This is a genomic window from Streptomyces sp. NBC_00464 (assembly GCF_036013915.1).
Classification (GTDB): domain Bacteria; phylum Actinomycetota; class Actinomycetes; order Streptomycetales; family Streptomycetaceae; genus Streptomyces.
Genome location: NZ_CP107899.1, coordinates 1043230 through 1060283 on the forward strand (window position 1 = coordinate 1043230; position 17054 = coordinate 1060283).

Annotated in this window: 13 protein-coding genes; 12 read left to right on the forward strand and 1 reads right to left on the reverse strand. The window is 69.9% G+C overall.

The genetic code is table 11. The annotated features are described in order from the left end of the window. Positions 1–164 precede the first annotated feature (164 nt). The 5 genes from OG912_RS04520 to OG912_RS04540 all read left to right on the forward strand — a co-directional run bounded on the left by OG912_RS04520 (position 165) and on the right by OG912_RS04540 (position 5913). Positions 165–1061, forward strand: coding sequence for a polyphosphate polymerase domain-containing protein (locus OG912_RS04520; RefSeq protein WP_327713337.1), 897 nt, complete (start codon positions 165–167; stop codon positions 1059–1061). Beyond that, positions 1058–1735: a DUF4956 domain-containing protein gene (locus OG912_RS04525; RefSeq protein ID WP_147969506.1), complete on the forward strand. Its 678-nt coding sequence runs from the start codon at positions 1058–1060 to the stop codon at positions 1733–1735. The genes OG912_RS04520 and OG912_RS04525 overlap by 4 nt, the downstream gene beginning before the upstream one ends. Continuing rightward, the gene (locus OG912_RS04530; RefSeq protein ID WP_327708284.1) at positions 1732–3495 is read left to right on the forward strand and encodes a CotH kinase family protein; all 1764 of its coding nucleotides are present in this window, start codon (positions 1732–1734) and stop codon (positions 3493–3495) included. The genes OG912_RS04525 and OG912_RS04530 overlap by 4 nt, the downstream gene beginning before the upstream one ends. 174 nt (positions 3496–3669) lie before the next feature. Beyond that, on the forward strand, positions 3670–4389 hold the full coding sequence (locus OG912_RS04535; RefSeq protein WP_327708285.1) for a response regulator transcription factor: 720 nt from the start codon (positions 3670–3672) through the stop codon (positions 4387–4389). Positions 4390–4539: 150 nt separating this feature from the next. Then, on the forward strand, positions 4540–5913 hold the full coding sequence (locus OG912_RS04540; RefSeq protein WP_327708286.1) for an alkaline phosphatase PhoX: 1374 nt from the start codon (positions 4540–4542) through the stop codon (positions 5911–5913). A 55-nt stretch (positions 5914–5968) separates the two neighbouring features. On the opposite strand, the gene OG912_RS04545 is transcribed toward OG912_RS04540, so the two are convergent. Further along, positions 5969–7111, reverse strand: a complete 1143-nt coding sequence (locus OG912_RS04545; RefSeq protein WP_327708287.1) for a mandelate racemase/muconate lactonizing enzyme family protein — start codon at positions 7109–7111, stop codon at positions 5969–5971. 188 nt (positions 7112–7299) lie between these two features. Here OG912_RS04545 and OG912_RS04550 point away from each other — a divergent pair, with 188 nt between their 5' ends. The 7 genes from OG912_RS04550 (at position 7300) to OG912_RS04580 (ending at position 17035) form a co-directional block, all read left to right on the forward strand. Then, complete coding sequence (locus OG912_RS04550) at positions 7300–8283, forward strand: LacI family DNA-binding transcriptional regulator (RefSeq protein WP_326739528.1); 984 nt, start codon at positions 7300–7302, stop codon at positions 8281–8283. Positions 8284–8372: 89 nt separating this feature from the next. Beyond that, on the forward strand, positions 8373–9752 hold the full coding sequence (locus tag OG912_RS04555; RefSeq protein ID WP_327708288.1) for an ABC transporter substrate-binding protein: 1380 nt from the start codon (positions 8373–8375) through the stop codon (positions 9750–9752). Between the two features lie 6 nt (positions 9753–9758). Continuing rightward, a complete protein-coding gene (locus OG912_RS04560) occupies positions 9759–10715 on the forward strand; it encodes a carbohydrate ABC transporter permease (RefSeq protein WP_326739526.1) in 957 nt (318 codons plus the stop codon). Next, positions 10712–11590, forward strand: coding sequence for a carbohydrate ABC transporter permease (locus tag OG912_RS04565; RefSeq protein WP_326739525.1), 879 nt, complete (start codon positions 10712–10714; stop codon positions 11588–11590). Before OG912_RS04560 ends, OG912_RS04565 begins: the two co-directional genes overlap by 4 nt. Before the next feature lie 56 nt (positions 11591–11646). Continuing rightward, a complete protein-coding gene (locus OG912_RS04570; protein WP_327708289.1) occupies positions 11647–13941 on the forward strand; it encodes a hypothetical protein in 2295 nt (764 codons plus the stop codon). A gap of 13 nt (positions 13942–13954) precedes the next feature. Further along, on the forward strand, positions 13955–16177 hold the full coding sequence (locus tag OG912_RS04575) for an FAD-dependent oxidoreductase (RefSeq protein WP_327708290.1): 2223 nt from the start codon (positions 13955–13957) through the stop codon (positions 16175–16177). A gap of 9 nt (positions 16178–16186) precedes the next feature. Beyond that, positions 16187–17035: an NAD-dependent epimerase/dehydratase family protein gene (locus tag OG912_RS04580; RefSeq protein WP_327708291.1), complete on the forward strand. Its 849-nt coding sequence runs from the start codon at positions 16187–16189 to the stop codon at positions 17033–17035. Positions 17036–17054: the final 19 nt, after the last annotated feature.

Consider the following 17054-nt stretch of genomic DNA (forward strand, 5'->3'; position numbering starts at 1 on the left):
GTCCACACCGACGAGACCCGGCCGTGTTCACCTTTCGGCCATCTTGAATGCTCCTGCAATACACCCGCGATTCTCATCGCCTCCTCATCCGTCGTTGGTTGCGTGACGCCTGCCGGCCGGTCCGGCACGGACGACGAAGGAGGCGCGCGGTGTCGCAACCCGACATGGCTCCGTTCCGGGAGCCCGCCCAGGGGCGTCCCGAGGACGACGAGGACCCCCCACCGCTGCATGTCGCGAGCAGACTGCACGCGTTCAACAGATACGAGCTCAAGTACCTGGTCCCCGTGGACCTGGCCGCAGAACTCCGCGACGAACTCGCGGAGCGGATGGACCGTGACCTGAACAGTCCGGTCGGCGGCTACGGCGTCTGGAGCCTCTACTACGACTCACCGGAGCTGCGGTTCTACTGGGAGAAGATCGAAGGACTCAAGTTCCGCCGCAAGCTGCGCATCCGGCACTACGGCGAACCGGACGGCGTCTCGGACGCGTCGCCGGTGTGCGTCGAGATCAAGCAGCGCGTCAACCGGGTCACACAGAAGCGCCGCATCACCCTCCCGTACGGCACGGCCCGTCAACTCTGCGACGGGCGGGAGCTGGTGGATCACACGCCCAAGGAGCGCGCCTTCATCCACGAGGTGCTCGACCTGGTGGTACGGCTGAATCTTCGGCCGACCGCGATCACCGGCTACCAGCGCGAGGCTCTGGTCGGGCGCGGCTCGGACACCGGCCTGCGCGTGACCTTCGACCGGCGCATCCGGGGCCGTGACCGGGACTTCCACCTCGGTCAGCCCAATCCGGAGAACCGCTTCACCATCCCGCCACACATGTCGGTGATGGAGATCAAGGTCAACGAGCGCACCCCTCACTGGATCACCGACCTGGCCGCACGCCGCAATCTCAGCCTCGTGCGGGTCTCCAAGTACGTCCAGTCGATCGAGGCGTTCGGCCTGGCGCCCCGGTCCGTCTTCCATCTCGACGAGGCGGACTTCCCGCCGCCCGCCGACCCCCTCGACACGCAGCTGCCGGCGCACGAGCCGCCGGTGAAAGCAGGAGCACAGTGAATTTCGATCTGCAGGAACTCAGCGGGACGTTCAGCGTCACCGACGTCGTCGCGGCGATGGTGCTGTCCTTCGTCCTGAGCACGGTGATCGGCTACGTCTACCGGTACACCCACCGGAACGTGTCCTACAGCCAGTCCTACGTCCAGACCCTCGTCATCGTCGGCATGATCGTCGCACTGATCATGCTCGTCGTCGGGTCCAACCTCGCGCGGGCGTTCTCGCTGGTCGGCGCGTTGTCCGTGGTCAGGTTCCGTAACGCGGTCAAGGAGACCCGGGACGTCGGCTTCATCTTCCTGGCCATGGCGATCGGCATGGCCTGCGGCGCCCGCTTCTACACGCTGGCCGCGGTCGGCGCGGTCGTCATCTGTGTCGTGGTCGTCATCATGCACAAGTTCGACTGGTTCGCCCTGAACGTCCAGCGCCAGGTCGTCAAGGTCCAGGTCCCGGCGGGCGAGGACTACACCCCCGGCATACGCGACGTCCTGATCAAGTACACCACCGAGTTCGAGCTGGTGAGCACCGAGACGATCCGTGGCGGGGCGTTGAACGAGGTGTTCTACACGGTCCGCATGAAGAAGGGCACCGAGCCCGGTGACCTGGTCACCGCGTTGCAGGAGCGCACGTCCGGACAGCGGGTGACGGTGCTGACCGGTTACGACACGACCGACCTGTGAGCCCCGGCGACGGCACGCCCCGAAGGCGACGGCTGCGCGACCGCGTCCCCGTACGGCTGCGGCACCACTGGAAACCGGCGGGGGCGCTGTGCGCGGGGCTCGCGGTGATGCTGTACGCGTTCGGCGACGCGCGCATCTCCCCGTACGTGACCTCCGCCTCCCGGGTCGAGGCCGACACGATCACCGACGACGTCGGGGGCACGGTCGGGCTGTACGACACGGCGGTGCGGCACTCCATCCAACTGGAGTACAACCAGAGGGACTTCGACAAGATGATGAAGGAGTTCAAGGAGGACGGGACCAAGGACTCGATCCCGGCGGACCTCACCATCGACGGGGTCTACCTCCAGGACGTCGGAATCCGGCTCAAGGGGAACTCCACGCTGCGGTCCCTGCAGGGCGGCAACGGCGGCGGAATGCCCGGCGGTGGCGGAATGCCGGGTGGTGGCGGAATGCCCGGTGGTGGCGGAATGCCCGGTGGTGGACAGGCCGCCGGTGGCGGACTGGGCGGCCCGCAGGCCGGCGGTACGGCTACGGCCGGTGGTGGACAGGGCGGCCCGCAGGCCAGCGGTACGGCTACGGCCGGTGGGCCGGCTGCGACCGGCGGGCCGACGGCTGCCGGTGGTGCGGACGAGGCGGGCGGGCCGACGGCTGCCGGTGGGCGAGGTGGTGGCGGCGGAATGACGCAGTACAACCTCTCCGCCGACAAGCCGGAGGAACTCCCCTGGCTCATCAAGATCGACGAGTACGTCGAGGGACGCGCCTACCAGGGCGAGCGGGAGATCTCGCTCCGTCCGGGCGCCAACGCCCAGGTGCCCGTCAACGAGGCGCTGGCGCTCTCGCTGATCGACGGGACCGGGGAGCCGGCCGAGCGGTACGGCTTCTCGACCCTGAAGGTCAACAACCGGCCGGCCGCCGTGCGCCTGATGGTCGAGAACCCCGACACCGAGTACGCCGAGGCCGTCGAGGGCGAGTCGGTGGTGTACAAGGCCAGGGCCGGCGGCACGTTCGCCTACCAGGGGGACGACCCCTCGAAGTACGAGACGTCCTTCCGCCAGCTGAACAAGGTCGGCAGCCAGGACCTCGAACCCGTGATGAAGCTGACCAAGTGGGTGGAGAACTCCTCGGACAAGGAGTTCGCCGCGAACCTCGACCAGTACGTCGACGTCGACTCGTTCGCCCATTACGTCGCGACGCAGAACCTGCTGATGAACTTCGACGACATGGCGGGCCCGGGGAAGAACTATCTGCTCGGGTACGACCTGAACACCAAGAAGTTCTCCGTGCTGGGGTGGGACTACAACCTCACCTTCAGCGGGGACGCGACCGCCGGGCCGGACGACGAGATGAGCATGGGCGGCGGTCGTCCGGCCGGACAGCAGGCGGGGCAGCAGGGCGGGCAGACCGGGGAAGCCCCTCAGGGCATGCCGGACATGCCCGACGGAGCGGGCGGCCCCGACGCGGCCGAGGGCGGCGACGCCCCCGCCGCGGGCCGCGGCGGCGGAATGTCCGGGCACGCGCTCAAGGAACGCTTCCTCGGGCTCGACGCCTTCGACGCGGTCTACGAGAAGGCGTACCAGGACCTGTACGAGAAGTTCTACGCCTCCGGCAAGGCCACGAAGACGCTGAAGGCCCTCGCGGCCCAGGCCGAGCTGGCAGGCGTCCCCGCCAAGGACGTCGACACCGTGGTGGGCGCCTTGCGCACCACCGTCACCTCGCGGACCACGGCCCTGGCGAAGAACAAGGAGGTCACCGGCTGACCGGTGGGGTGCCCGGGCAGGAAGACCCCTTCCGGGCCCGGGCGCCCCACCGGCATACCCGCGGATCCGGTTCCTGTGAGTCCGCACATGTTCGGCCGCTACGCTCTCGCGCACCGCACAGCGCCGCCTCGCCCGGCGTGCGTTCCGTCCGTACCGCGCGAGGTGATCCGTTCCATGGGCGCGCAGTCAGCCCGGCACACCGTCCTGGTCGTCGAGGACGATCCAAGCATCCGCACCCTGCTCGCCTCGGTCCTGAACGCGGCCGGGTACAGCGTCGTCCCGGCGGCGGACGGGCGGGAGGCCATCGGCGAGACGGGCCGCTGCCGGCCGGACCTGATCGTGCTGGACGTAACGCTTCCGGACACCGACGGATTCGCCGTGACCCGCGAACTCCGTTCCCGCGGCGACTACACCCCGGTGCTCTTCCTCACCGCCCGCACCGACATCGAGGACCGCATCATCGGGCTCAGCTCCGGCGGTGACGACTACGTCACCAAGCCCTTCCACGTCCAGGAGCTCCTGCTGCGCATCCGCGCCATCCTGCGCCGCACCGCCGGATCGTCCCGGCCGCCGGCCGAGCGGCCCCCGCTGCGGTACGCGGACCTGCGGGTCGACCGCGACCGGCACACCGTGCACCGTGCCGGACAGCCCGTGCAGCTGTCCCCGACCGAGTTCCGGCTCCTGGTGTGCCTGGTGTCCCATCCGGAGAAGGTCCTGGAGAAGCAGGAGATCCTCCAGGAGGTGTGGCAGTACGGCTTCGCCGGGGACACCCGCATCGTCGACACGTACATCAAGAACCTGCGCCGCAAGACCGGTCACACCGGCCCTCCGCTGATCCACACCGTGCGCGGCGTGGGCTACTGTCTGCGGCTGCCCCGTGCGGACGCGCCCTGAGACTCGGGATCGGCATTCCGTCCCCTTCTGCCCCGGAGCGTCGGGGCAGGACCGGCCAGTCGGCCATGACAACGTTCACCGGAGGCCTCGAACGGGCAGGCCTGCTTTTGACGATGCCATGTCACCTGTCCGCCAACAGGGAGTTGCCACATGTCAACCGCACCTCGTCCTCTCGCGACACGCCGCCAGGTCCTGGCCACGGGCGGCGCAGCCGCCACGATCGCCTTCACCGGGGCCTTCACCGAACTCTTCGCGGGAACGTCCGCCGCCCGCGGCCACGCGGGTTACGGCCCACTGGTGCCCGACCCCGACGGGCTGCTCGATCTCCCGAAGGGGTTCCGCTACCGGGTGCTGTCCCGGGAGGGCGACCCGCTCCGCTCCGGCGAGGGACCGGTCCCCAGCCACTGCGACGGCATGGCCGCGTTCGCGGGCCGGCGCGGACACGTCGGGCTGGTGCGCAACCACGAGAACCGGGTCGACGCGGCGATCTCCGTGCCGACCGTCAAGGGGCTCACCTACGACCCGATGGGCAAGGGCGGCTGTACGGCCCTGGAGCTCGACGGCCGGGGCAACGTCCTCGGCGAACGCGTCGCCATCGCCGGCACCGCGGTCAACTGCGCCGGTGGGCGCACCCCTTGGGACACCTGGCTCACCTGCGAGGAGACCGAGGACAGGGCCGGGACCAACGGCTACACCAAGGACCACGGGTTCATCTTCGAGGTGGACGGCGCGAATCCGCACCGTACCGGCGCCGTACCGCTGACCGCGATGGGCCGTTTCCAGCACGAGGCGATCGCGATCGATCCGCAGAACGGTGTCGTGTACGAGACCGAGGACGCGTTCGAGAAACCGTTCGGGCTCTTCTACCGCTTCCTGCCCGAGAAGCCGCTCGGCGGCACGGGCTCGCTCCGGGCCGGCGGCCGGCTGGAGGCCATGCGGGTGCCGGGGGTCCCCGACCTCTCCGCGGTCCAGAAGACCGGGACGAGCTTCGAGGGGATCGAGTGGGTCCCCGTACCGGACCCGCTGGCCGCCGACACACCCATCCGCTTCCAGGACTTCGGGCCGAAGGGCATCACCCATGGCCAGAAGCTGGAGGGCTGCTACTGGGGCGGCTCCTCGGTCTACTTCGTCTCCAGCTTCGCGCACAGCTCGGAGGGGTCGGCCGCCGACCACTTCGGGCAGGTCTGGCGGTACGAGCCGCAGCGGCGCCGGCTGACGCTGGTCATCGCCTTCGGCCCGGACACGGACATCCAGCTGCCGGGCGAGTCGCCCGACAACATTACCCTGGCGTCCGACGGCGGGCTGATGGTGTGCGAGGACGGCGGCGGGGCTCAGCATGTGTTCGGTCTGACGCGGCGCGGCGAGGTGTACGCCATGGCGCGCGGCCGGCAGAACATCGGGACGCCCGAGGAGCCGGAGTGGGGCGAGTTCGCCGGGGTCACCTTCTCGCCGGACTTCGGGACGATGTTCGTCAACTGCTACACGCCGGGGACGACGTTCGCGGTGACGGGTCCTTGGCGCTGACCGGCTGAGCGACCGGGGCGGCGGACGGGCCGGCCGTCCACCGCCCCGGCGTCCCCTACCAGTTGGTGAACGCCCCGTCCGACGTGCGCAGATGGGGGCGCTCGGCCGCCGTGGCCTGGTACGCACGGGCCTCGTCTCGGTCGATGTCGACCCCGATGCCGGGCAGTTCGCTGAACTCGATCCGTCCCGGCACGACGACCGGGCGGTGGGTGAAGAGCGCGGCGATGGCCGGTTCGGGGTCGGTCTGGTGCTCCTGGATCGCCACGTTCGGGCAGGCCAGGTTGAGCTGGAGCGAGGAGGCCGCGGTGACCGGGCCGAGCGGGTTGTGGGTGGCGAGCTTGACGTGGTGGGCCTCCGCCATGGCCGCGATCTTCTTCGCCTCGGTCAGACCGGCGGCGACGCCCACGTCGACCCGGGCGTAGTCGATGAGTTCGCCCTCGATCAGGGGCCTGAACTCCCATTTGGATCCGTACTGTTCCCCCGCGGCCAGCGGAACGCCGGTGCGCGCCCGGAGCATGCGGTAGCTGTCGGGGTTCTCGCAGCGCAGCGGGTCCTCCACGAAGTACGGGCGGGCCGCCTCGATCTCCCGGCACAGGGTCAGCGCCTCGGGCGGGTCGAGCCGGGTGTGCACGTCCAGGATGAGCTCCACCTCGTGGCCCACCGCGTCCCGTACCTGGTGGAAGAGTTCGACGGTGTCGCGCAGGCAGCGGCGGGCGTCCAGCACGTCGTCGGCGTCGTGCGGTGCGGCGAAGCGCAGATGACGCCAGCCGGACCGGGCGAGGTCGCGGCAGCGGTCGAGGAACCACTCCCGGTCGTGGTACCCGTCACCGACGTGCACATAGGCGGGTACGTGGTCGCGCACCCGGCCGCCGAGGAGTTCGTGCACGGGTACGCCCAGCGCCTTGCCCCGGATGTCCCACAGGGCCACGTCCACGGCGGCGATGGCGGCGCCGAGTATCCGGTCCGCGGGAAAGAAGCCGCGGCGGAACATCACCTGCCACAAGTGCTCGATGCGCCGCGGGTCCTCACCGATGATCAGCTCGGCCAGATGGGCGAGCCCGCCCGCGACCGCCTTCTGCCGGGATCTGATGCCGACCTCGCCCAGGCCGTGGATGCCTTCGTCGGTGTCGACCACCACGAGCATCATGCTGTCGCCGTGATCGGGCAGAGTCAGCACTTCCAGGCCGGTGATCTTCATGCCACTCCTCGATGAAAACGTTCCCGCAATTTCAGAACAGTTGATGAGAACGCATCATCGACACCGGTGCCACGCTCGCGCAAGCCCCCTGCACACAAGAGATTTTCCTGATGGAAACACTCTTGACACGCCTGGGAACGTTCGCAAGGATCCACCGCATCCAGCAAGGATCAGGCGAGGAGGCCGGTGTGGCAGTCACAATCCGGGAGGTGGCGAGCGCCGCGGGCGTCTCGGTATCGACGGTGTCCCGTGCGTTCACCGCACCCGACCAGGTCCAGCCGAGGACCAGGCAGCGCATCCTGGACGCCGCGGCCAAGTTGGGCTACTCCCCGAACCCGGCGGCACGCAGCCTGCGGGGCGGGGGCACGGGGACGCTCGGGCTGATCGTCCCGGACATCACGAACCCGTTCTTCCCGCCGATCATCAAGGCGATGCAGGCCCGCGCCCGGCGGCTCGGCTACACGGTCCTGGTCGCCGACAGCGACGAGCGGGAGGCCGACGAGCTGGAGGCCATCGCCGCCGTGTCCAAGCGGGTCGACGGCCTGGTGCTGTGGGCCTCCACGCTCACCGAGGAGCGGTTGCGTGAACTCTCGGACCGGATGCCGGTAGTGGTCGTGAACCGCCATGTACCGGGCATTCCCGAGGTGCGGATCTCCCTGTCGGCCGGAATCGCGCAGACCGTCGAGCATCTGCGCGCCTACGGCCACCGCCGCTGCGTGTTCATCAACGCCTCGCGCGCCGAACTCAGCCGCGGCAAGTCCATCCAGGAGTCCTTCGAGGCCCTGGACCTCTCACTGGTGGAACTCGGCCCGTACGAGCCGCGGTTCGAGACCGGGGTACATGCGGCCACGCTCGTCGGCGCACACGGCGCCACGGCGGTGATCGCCCACAACGACCTGGTCGCCCTCGGCGTGCTGCACCAGCTGTCCAACCTGGGCGTCAGCGTCCCGGGGGACGTCAGCGTCGTCGGCATCGACGACACCCTGCTGGCCTCCGTCTCCACCCCGGGACTGACCACCATCAGGATCGACCCCGAAGAAATCGCCACCCGGGCCGGCGATCTGCTCATCGAGACGATCGCCGGCCGCGCGAGCGGCGACGACGCGCCCTGCGTGGAGATCGGCTCCCGGCTGATCCCACGCGCCTCCACGGGCCCCGCGCCCACCCACTGATCCACCACCCCTCCGCGTACCGAGCCGCCTGAGCTCCGCCGGGCCCGCCGGCCCTCTCCCTACCCTCTCCTGCCCTCCTTGGAGTAGAAATGTCCAGAACCTCCCGACGTGCGGCCGTACTCGGCTGCATAGCCGTGGCCGTGACCCTCACCGGCTGTTCCTCCGTCACCCCGGGCAAGGCGGGCTCGGGCGGCGACGTCGTCCTGCGGGTCCAGGGCATGCCCCCGGCCACCGACAAGCCGGGCCTGGCCCTGTTCAAGCAGCAGGTCGCCGACTTCGAGAAGGCCAACCCGGGGATCCAGGTCAAGGGTTCCACCACCGTCTTCGACCCGCTGACCTTCTCCGCCAAACTGTCCGGCGGCAGCGTCGAGGACGTCATCAAGGTGCCGCTGACCGAGCCCCAGCGGCTCATCCAGCAGAAGCAGGTGCAGCCGATCACCGGGCAGCTCCAGACCTGGGACCACTTCAAGGAGTTCAACCCGCAGGTCCTCCAGCCCGTGAGCGACAGCTCCGGCGACGTCTTCGGCGTACCGCAGAATCCGTACGCCCAGGGCCTGGTCTACAACCGGGACCTCTTCGAGAAGGCCGGACTCGATCCCGACAAGCCGCCGACGACGTGGGAGGAGGTCCGGGCGGCCGCGAAGAAGATCAGTGAGAAGACCGGCAAGGCCGGCTTCGTCCACGAGTCGAAGGACAACCAGGGCGGCTGGCAGCTGACCATGCTGTCGTACGCCTTCGGCGGGGAGCTGGAGACGCAGCAGGGCGGCACGTACACGGCGACCCTCACCGGCGCGGAGACGAAGAAGGCGCTCAACCTGCTGAAGGACATGCGCTGGAAGGACGACTCGCTCGGCCGGAACCTGCTCAACAACCAGAACGACGTCGTCAAGCAGTTCGCGGCCGGGCAGGTCGGGATGTTCATGGGGAGCCCGGGAACATTCCGGCTGGCCAAGATGCAGTTCGGCATGGAGAACCCCGACGCCTTCGGGGTCGGCGCCATGCCGCAGTCCGGCGGCAACGCCACGCTGACCGGCGGCGACATCTACATGGTCCCGAAGTCGGCCGACAAGAAGCACGCGGCGGCCGCGGTCAAGTGGCTGACCTTCGCGTACGCCCAGCCGCAGTACAGCACCCAGATCGCCGCGCAGCAGGCCAAGGCGCTCTCCGCCGACCCCAAGTCCGCGGTCGGCGTGCCGACCCTGCCGGTCTTCGACGCCGAGCGGCAGAAGCAGATCGACGCGGCGATCAAGCCGTACATCAACGTGAAGCCGGAGAACTTCCGGCCGTACACCGAAGGTCTGGCGAAGCTCGACCTCAAGCCCGAGCCGCCGTACCAGGCGCAGCAGCTCTACACGGCGCTCGATTCGGTCGTCCAGTCGGTGCTCACCAAGCGCGACGCCGATGTCGACGCCCTTCTGGCCGCGGCCGAGAAGGACGTCAACACCAAGCTCTCCGCCGGCCAGAAGTAGTCCGCCATGAGCCTGCTCACCCCTTCCCGGCGCCCCGCCGCCGTACGCAAGGAGCCGCTGCCGCAGGACGCGGACCGGCGGACCGGACCGCGCGGCGGGGCCCTGCGCAAGCAGTTCACCGCCTGGCTGTTCCTGGTCCCGACGCTGCTGATCTTCGGGCTCTTCGCCTGGTGGCCGATCGTCCGCAGCCTGCTGATCAGCTTCCAGCGGACCAATCTCGTCGATCCCGCCGTCTGGGTGGGCTTCGACAACTTCCGGGCGGTCTTCGACGATCCGCTGCTGGGGACCGCCGTCGGCAACACGCTGCTCTTCGTCGGCCTCGGCCTGCTGATCGGCTTCCCCGCGCCTCTCTTCCTGGCCGCCGTCATGTCCACGGTGCGGCGCGGCGCCGGGGTGTTCCGCTTCCTCGTCTATCTGCCCGTGGTCATTCCGCCGGTGGTGGCGATCCTGCTGTGGAAGTGGTTCTACGACCCGGGCAGCGGGCTCTTCAACAGCGCCCTGGGGGCCATCGGTCTCGGCCCGTACTCCTGGCTGGAGTCCTCCGACAGCGCGATGCTGTCCCTGGTACTGGAGTCGACATGGGCGGGCATGGGCGGCGCCGTGCTGATCTATCTCGCGGCCATGGTCGGCATCCCGGGTGAGCTGTACGAGGCCGCCGAGATGGACGGGGCCGGGATCTGGCGCCGGCTCTGGCACATCATGCTTCCGCAACTGCGTTCGGTCATCGGGCTGTTGCTGCTCGTGCAGCTGATCAACACGGTGCAGGTCTTCACCGAGCCGTACGTCTTCACCGGCGGCGGCCCGGAGAACTCCACCCTCACCGTGCTGCTGCTGATCTTCCGGTACGCCTTCCAGGACGGCGCGTACGGCCAGGCGGCCGCGCTCTCCTTCCTGATGGTGCTCGCCCTCGCCCTGCTCTCCGCGGTCTATCTGCGGGCCACCCGCAGCTGGAGCAAGTCATGACCTCCCTCACCACCTTCGTCTCCGTCAACGACCGGCAGCGGCCCGGCGTCCGCGCGGCCGTGCGCTCCGTCCAGGTCCTCACGCTCCTCCTGCTGCTGCTCATCGGCATCGGGCCGCTCTACTGGATGGTCAAGGGCGCGGTGTCGCCGCCGACCGAGCTGACGACGCATCCCCTCGCCCTGTGGCCGGACCGGCCGCTGACGGGTAACTTCACCATCGCGTACCGGGATCTGGGCGTCGGCCACTACCTGATGAACAGCCTCCTGGTGGTGGGCGGTTCGTGGCTGGTCCAGCTCTTCGTCTCGGCCACCGCCGGCTTCGCGCTGTCGGTGCTGCGGCCCCGGTTCGGCAAGGTCGTCTACGGGGCGATCCTCGCGACGATGTTCGTGCCGTACACCGTGAACATGGTCAGCCTCTTCATGACCGTGATCGATGTGCCGTTCCTCCACCTCAACCTCGGTGACACCTACTGGGCGATCTGGCTGCCCGCGGGAACCAACGCCTTCACGGTGCTGCTCGCCAAGCAGTTCTTCGACGCCCTGCCCCGCGAGCTCTTCGACGCGGCCCGGGTCGACGGTGTCAGCACCCGGCAGCTGCTGACGAAGATCGTGCTGCCGATGAGCCGGCCGGTGCTCGCCGTGATCAGCCTGCTGGCGGTCATGCACAGCTGGAAGGACTTCATCTGGCCGCTGGTCGCGATCACGGACCCCGAGAAGCAGCCGATCAGCGTCGCGCTCGCCCAGCTCGCCACCCAGGCCCCGCAGGACCAGCTCATCGCGGCGATGGTGCTTGCCGTCGCGCCGCCCGTGCTCGTCTTCGCCGTCTGCCAGAAGTACATCGTCGCCGGACTCGGCTTCACCGGCGTCAAGGGCTGAATCCCAGCCCCCCTCTCACTGCAGCTTCCTCTTAGGGACAAGAGAAAGGCACTGCCATGTCAGTCGCACGCCGCAGGTTCCTCCAGGGCACAGCCGTCGCCGCGGGCGCGGCCCTCATCCCGGCGGGGGCCGCGTACGCCGCGGACCCCGTCACCCTCACCGCCGAGGGCATCACGCTCGTCGGCCGGAGCGACGGGAGTGTGCTGCTCAAGGACGCCGCAGGCACCGACCGTCTGCTGCTCACCCATTTCATGATCAAGGACAGTGTGCTGGGCCAGCAGCGCACCTTCGGCGGCACCCCGGCGCGGATCACGCTGCCCGACGGGCGCCCCGCCCTGCAGATCACGTACATCCTGGGCGGCGGAGCCCCCGGCATCACCGTGACCGGCACGTTCGACGTCACCGCGCACAAGGCGCACCTGAAGTGGGAGGTCGCCGGCTCCACCACACTGACGCCGACCGGCTTCCTGTTCGCCCGCGCCGCCCAGGGCACCGGCGCGACGGAGTCGTACGAAGCGCTGACCACCTGGGAGAAGGACCCCCGGGGCGGCATTCCGTACGAGGTCAACGCGGGCGCCGTCTACACCGACACCTGGCCGGACGCCACCGCCTTCGTCTGCCTGTCCGCCACCACCCCCTCGTACACCAACGCCACCTGGGTCCACGCGCCCGGCACCGCGACCGGCACGACCACCGCCGTCACCGAGGCCGACATCGTGCTCGGCACCATGCGGCCGCGCGGTGCGGGTGCCCTCGCGAAGCGCCGGCCACTGGGCATCGAGGTCTGGACCGACCAGCCCTTCAACCTGTACAAGGCCGCCGGGCAGACCATGACGCTCAACGCCCAGGTGGTCAACGGGGCGGCCGCCGACCGGTCGGTGACGCTGAACTGGTGGGCGCGCGACTTCGCCGGCACGCAGATCGCCGGAGGCACGGTCTCCCGTACGGTGGCGGCCGGAACGGCGTGGGACGCCGCCTTCACGGTCACCTCCCCGTCCCAGGGCATCGTCTTCACGGAGGTCGAGGCCGTGGCGGGAAGCGACAAGGCGCTGGCCCGCACCAACCTCACGGTCCTGCCGGACTTCGCCTACCAGGCGGGCGACGAGTCGATGTTCGGCATCGCCAACTACCCCTGGCTGCTGAAGCCGAGCCAGGACGCGGTCCTCGGGCTGATGAAGACGCTGGGCATCAAGCGGGTCCGTAACGCCTACGCCGGAGCGCCCGGCATCGACATCGCGACCCTCGACGCCCACGGCATCGGGCACAACGTCGAGCTCAGCAGCATCCCCCTCGGCGGCACCGCCGAGCAGGTCGCGGCCTGGGCCGACACCAATGTCGCCAAGGCGATCGACTCGAAGGCCCCGTACTTCGAGGTCGCCAACGAGGTCAACACGCCCTGGATGTCGGGCCGGGGCGCCGATGTGTACGTCAGGGACGGCCTGCGCCAGGTCACCGACCGGCTGACCGCCGCCGGTTCGACGATGAAGGTCATGAACGCCGGCCTGGGCGGCATGGACCACGTCTGGACCACGAACTTCCACGCCGCCGGCGGCTGGGACCTCATCGACGCCTTCGCCATCCACCCGGGCCGCGGCAACTTCACCGCCGACTACGCCCCGCCGGTGGAGGAGTGGACCCTGGGTTCGACCGGTTCGTACTGGAACTTCCTCGGGGCCGTACGCAAGGCCAGGGAGACCGTCGACACGTACGGCGGGAACAAGGAGCTGTGGCTCAGCGAGGCGTACGCGCCCACGAAGCCCAACTCCTGGTGGCACGACACCTACCGGCACGCCGCCGAGAACGTGCTGCTCTCGCTCGCACTGGCCAAGTCCGAGGGGGTGCGCGGCGTCAACTGGTACCAGCTGCACGACTCCGTCATCAGCCACCCGCAGTCGGCCGACCCCACCAACGTCGAGTACCACACCGGCCTGATGAACCGCGACACCAGCGCCAAGCCCTCGCTGCTCGCGTACGCGACCGCCGCCCGCGTCCTGGACCGGGCCACCTATGTCCGCCCGCTCGTCTTCGCGGACCCCGACGTCAAGGGCCTCCTCTTCACCACGCCGGACCGCGGCCCGGTGTCGTTCCTGTGGAGCCGCAAGGACGGCTACGTCCTCAACGCCGACCACGGCGACGACGCCTGGTACCCGTCCCCCGAGCCCTGGACCGAGACCTGGACGACGAAGACCGAGGTCGTCGCCCACTCCGGCGCGGTCGCGGGCACGGTGACCGTACTGAACTGCATCGGACAGGAGAGCACGCTCACCGCCGCCGGCGGCAAGGTCACCCTCACCCTCGACGGCGGCCCGCGCATCTTCTACGGACTCGCCGCCAACCCCGACTGGAAGTAGGAGCCTCCGGGCCATGAGGAACGAAACCGCACGTCACGACATCACCGTCGTCGGCGGCGGCCTGGCCGGGGTGAGCGCGGCCATCGCCGCCGCCCGGCTGGGCCGCACCGTCGCCCTGATCAACAACCGGCCCGTCCTCGGCGGCAATTCGAGCAGTGAGGTCCGCGTCTGGGTGTGCGGCGCGACCGGGCACGGGAGGAACCACTACGCCCGCGAGGGCGGCATCATGGGCGAGCTGTTCGTCGAGAACCAGTTCCGCAACCCCGACGGAAACCCGTACTACTGGGACGCCGTGGTGCTGGACGCGGTCCGCGCCGAGCCGGGCATCACGCTCTACCTCAACACCGACGTGCGCGAGGTGGACGCCGAGGGTCCCGAGGACGCCCGGCGCATCACCGCCGTCACCGGCTGGATGATGGGGTCCGAGCGGCGGATCCGCTTCGAGAGCGACATGTTCCTGGACTGTTCGGGAGACGGGCTCATCGGTCATCTCGCCGGCGCCCGGCACCGCATCGGACGGGAGTCCCGGGCCGAGTACGACGAGGCGTGGGCCCCGGAGACGGCCGACTCCCTCACGCTCGGCTCGACGCTGCTCTTCTACACCAAGGACGCCGGGCGCCCCGTCAAGTACGTCGCGCCCGACTTCGCCAGGAACATCGCCGAGACCACCATCCCGCAGCGCCGCATCATCAAGTCCGGGGACAACGGCTGCGCCTACTGGTGGATCGAGTTCGGCGGCGAGCTCGACACGGTGCACGACAACGAACGCATCCGCGACGAACTGTGGGCGGTCATCCACGGCATCTGGGACCACATCAAGAACTCCGGCGAGTTCGACTCCGAGAACATGACGCTGGAGTGGGTGGGCTCGGTGCCCGGCAAGCGCGAGTACCGGCGCTTCCTCGGTGACTACGTCATGCACCAGGGCGACATCCTCGGCCAGAGCGAGTTCGCCGACCGGGTGGCGTTCGGCGGCTGGTCCATCGACCTGCACCCGCCGAAGGGCGTGTACGCGACGGAGGACGGGGCCAAGCAGCGTTACGCGGACGGCATTTACCACATTCCGTACCGCAGCCTCTACTCGGTGAACACGACGAATCTGCTGTTCGCCGGGCGCAACATCTCCGCCAGCCATGTCGCCTTCGGCTCGACCCGGGTCATGGCGACCTGCGCCACCATCGGCCAGGCCGCGGGCACCGCCGCCGCACTGTGCGCCGCGGACGGTGTCGCACCGCGGGAGCTCGCGGCCGCCGCGTTGCAGCGGACGCTGCTGCGCGAGGACGCCTCGGTGATCGGCCTGGTCTCCACGGACCCGGACGACCTGGCGCTGACCGCCGTGGCCACGGCCTCGTCGGCCCTGGCCGCGCCGGACGCGCCGACCCCCGGGGAGCGGTGGCCGCTGAGCTCCGACGCGGGTCTCGTGCTGCCCGTCGACCCGGAGCTGACCGCGCTCGACCTCCTTGTCGACGCCGACCGGGACACGGAGCTCGTGGTCGAGCTGTACGACCCCGAGCTCGGACAGAACTACGTCCCGCGCCGTCTCGTCGCCTCCGTCACCGTCCCGGTCGCCGCCGGGCCGAAGCAGTGGGTGCGCACCGGGCTGCGCTGGTCGCCGGAGAACTCCCGCAACGCGTTCGTCGTCGTCCGGGCCAACGAGGACCTCGCCCTGTACAGCGCCGCCGAACCGGCGCCGGGGGTCCTGGCTCTCACCCGGGTGCCGCTGCGCCCCCAGGACGAGACGCCGCAGCCGCTGCGGGAGTGGACCGACGCGGGACTGCATCGCCGCACCTTCTGTCTCCGTACGGGTGCGACCTCCGCGTACGCCCCGGCCAAGGCGGTGGACGGGTACGCCCGCCCGTACGCGGGACCGCACATGTGGGTCTCCGAGCCGCTGCGGGAGAACGGGGAGGAATGGCTGCAACTGTCCTGGCCCCGGCCGGTCACCCTGTCGAGGATCGACGTGCTCGCCGACGACGACGTCAACGAGGACCTGATCAATCTGCACCACCACAGGACCCCGTTCGACACGCTCCCCAGCCTCCTGCGCGACTACCGGGTCGAGGCGCGCCGGCCGGACGGCTCCTGGGACGTCGTCGCACGTACGTCGGACAACCGGCGCCGCCGCCAGGTGCACACCCTGGACGGACCGGTCACCACGGCAGCGGTGAGAATCGTCGTCGAGGCAACCAACGGGGCGGCGTCGGCGCATGTCGTCGCCGTACGCGCCTACGCATAGGAGCAGCAGGTGGTCACACGAGTCCTGGTCACCGGGGCGGCGGGGCGGATCGGCCGGGCGGTCCTCGCGCTGCTCGCCGACCGTGCCATCGAGGCGAACGCCCTCGTCCTGGAGGATCCGGGCGATCTGACCGCCCGGCTGGTCGTCGCCGGGGACGCCGCCGACGCGACGGCGGTGCGGGCGGCGCTGGACGGCGTGGACGGGGTGATCCACCTGGCGGCGATCCCCACGCCGGAGCGCACCCCCGCGCAGGAGCTCTTCGCCGCCAACACCCTCGCCACGTTCACCGTCCTGGAGGAGGCGGGGCTGGCCGGGGTGCAGCAGGCCGCGGTCGCCAGTTCCTGGGGGATCACGGGCCTGCCGTGGACGGCCGACCCGTCGCCGCACCCCGCGTACGTGCCGGTCGACGAGTCGCTGCCGTCGCAGGTGGCGGACCCGTACGGGCTGTCCAAACAGGTCGACGAGCTGACGGCGGCGACGATGGCGCGGCGGCACGGGATGAGCGTGGTCTGTCTGCGCTATCCGTTCGTCGGCGGATTCGACGAACGGCTGCGCGCGCACGCGGCGCGGCTCACCGCACAGCCGGCGTTGGGGGCCCGGGACCTGTGGACGTATCTGGAGGTGCGGGATGCGGCGCGGGCCGCCCTGCTGGCCCTCGGCGTCCCGGGTCCGGGTGCGCACTCCGTCCATGTGTGCGCACCCGAGACCCTCGTGCCGTTCCCGACGGAGGAACTGCTGCGCCGCTACCACCCGACGACCCGGCTGCTGCGTCCGCTGCCCGGACGCACCGCACCGGTGGACACCACGGCGGCCGCGCGGCTGTTCGGCTTCACGGCGGAGCATCTGCTCGACGACTGAGTGAATCCGGGGGCCGCTT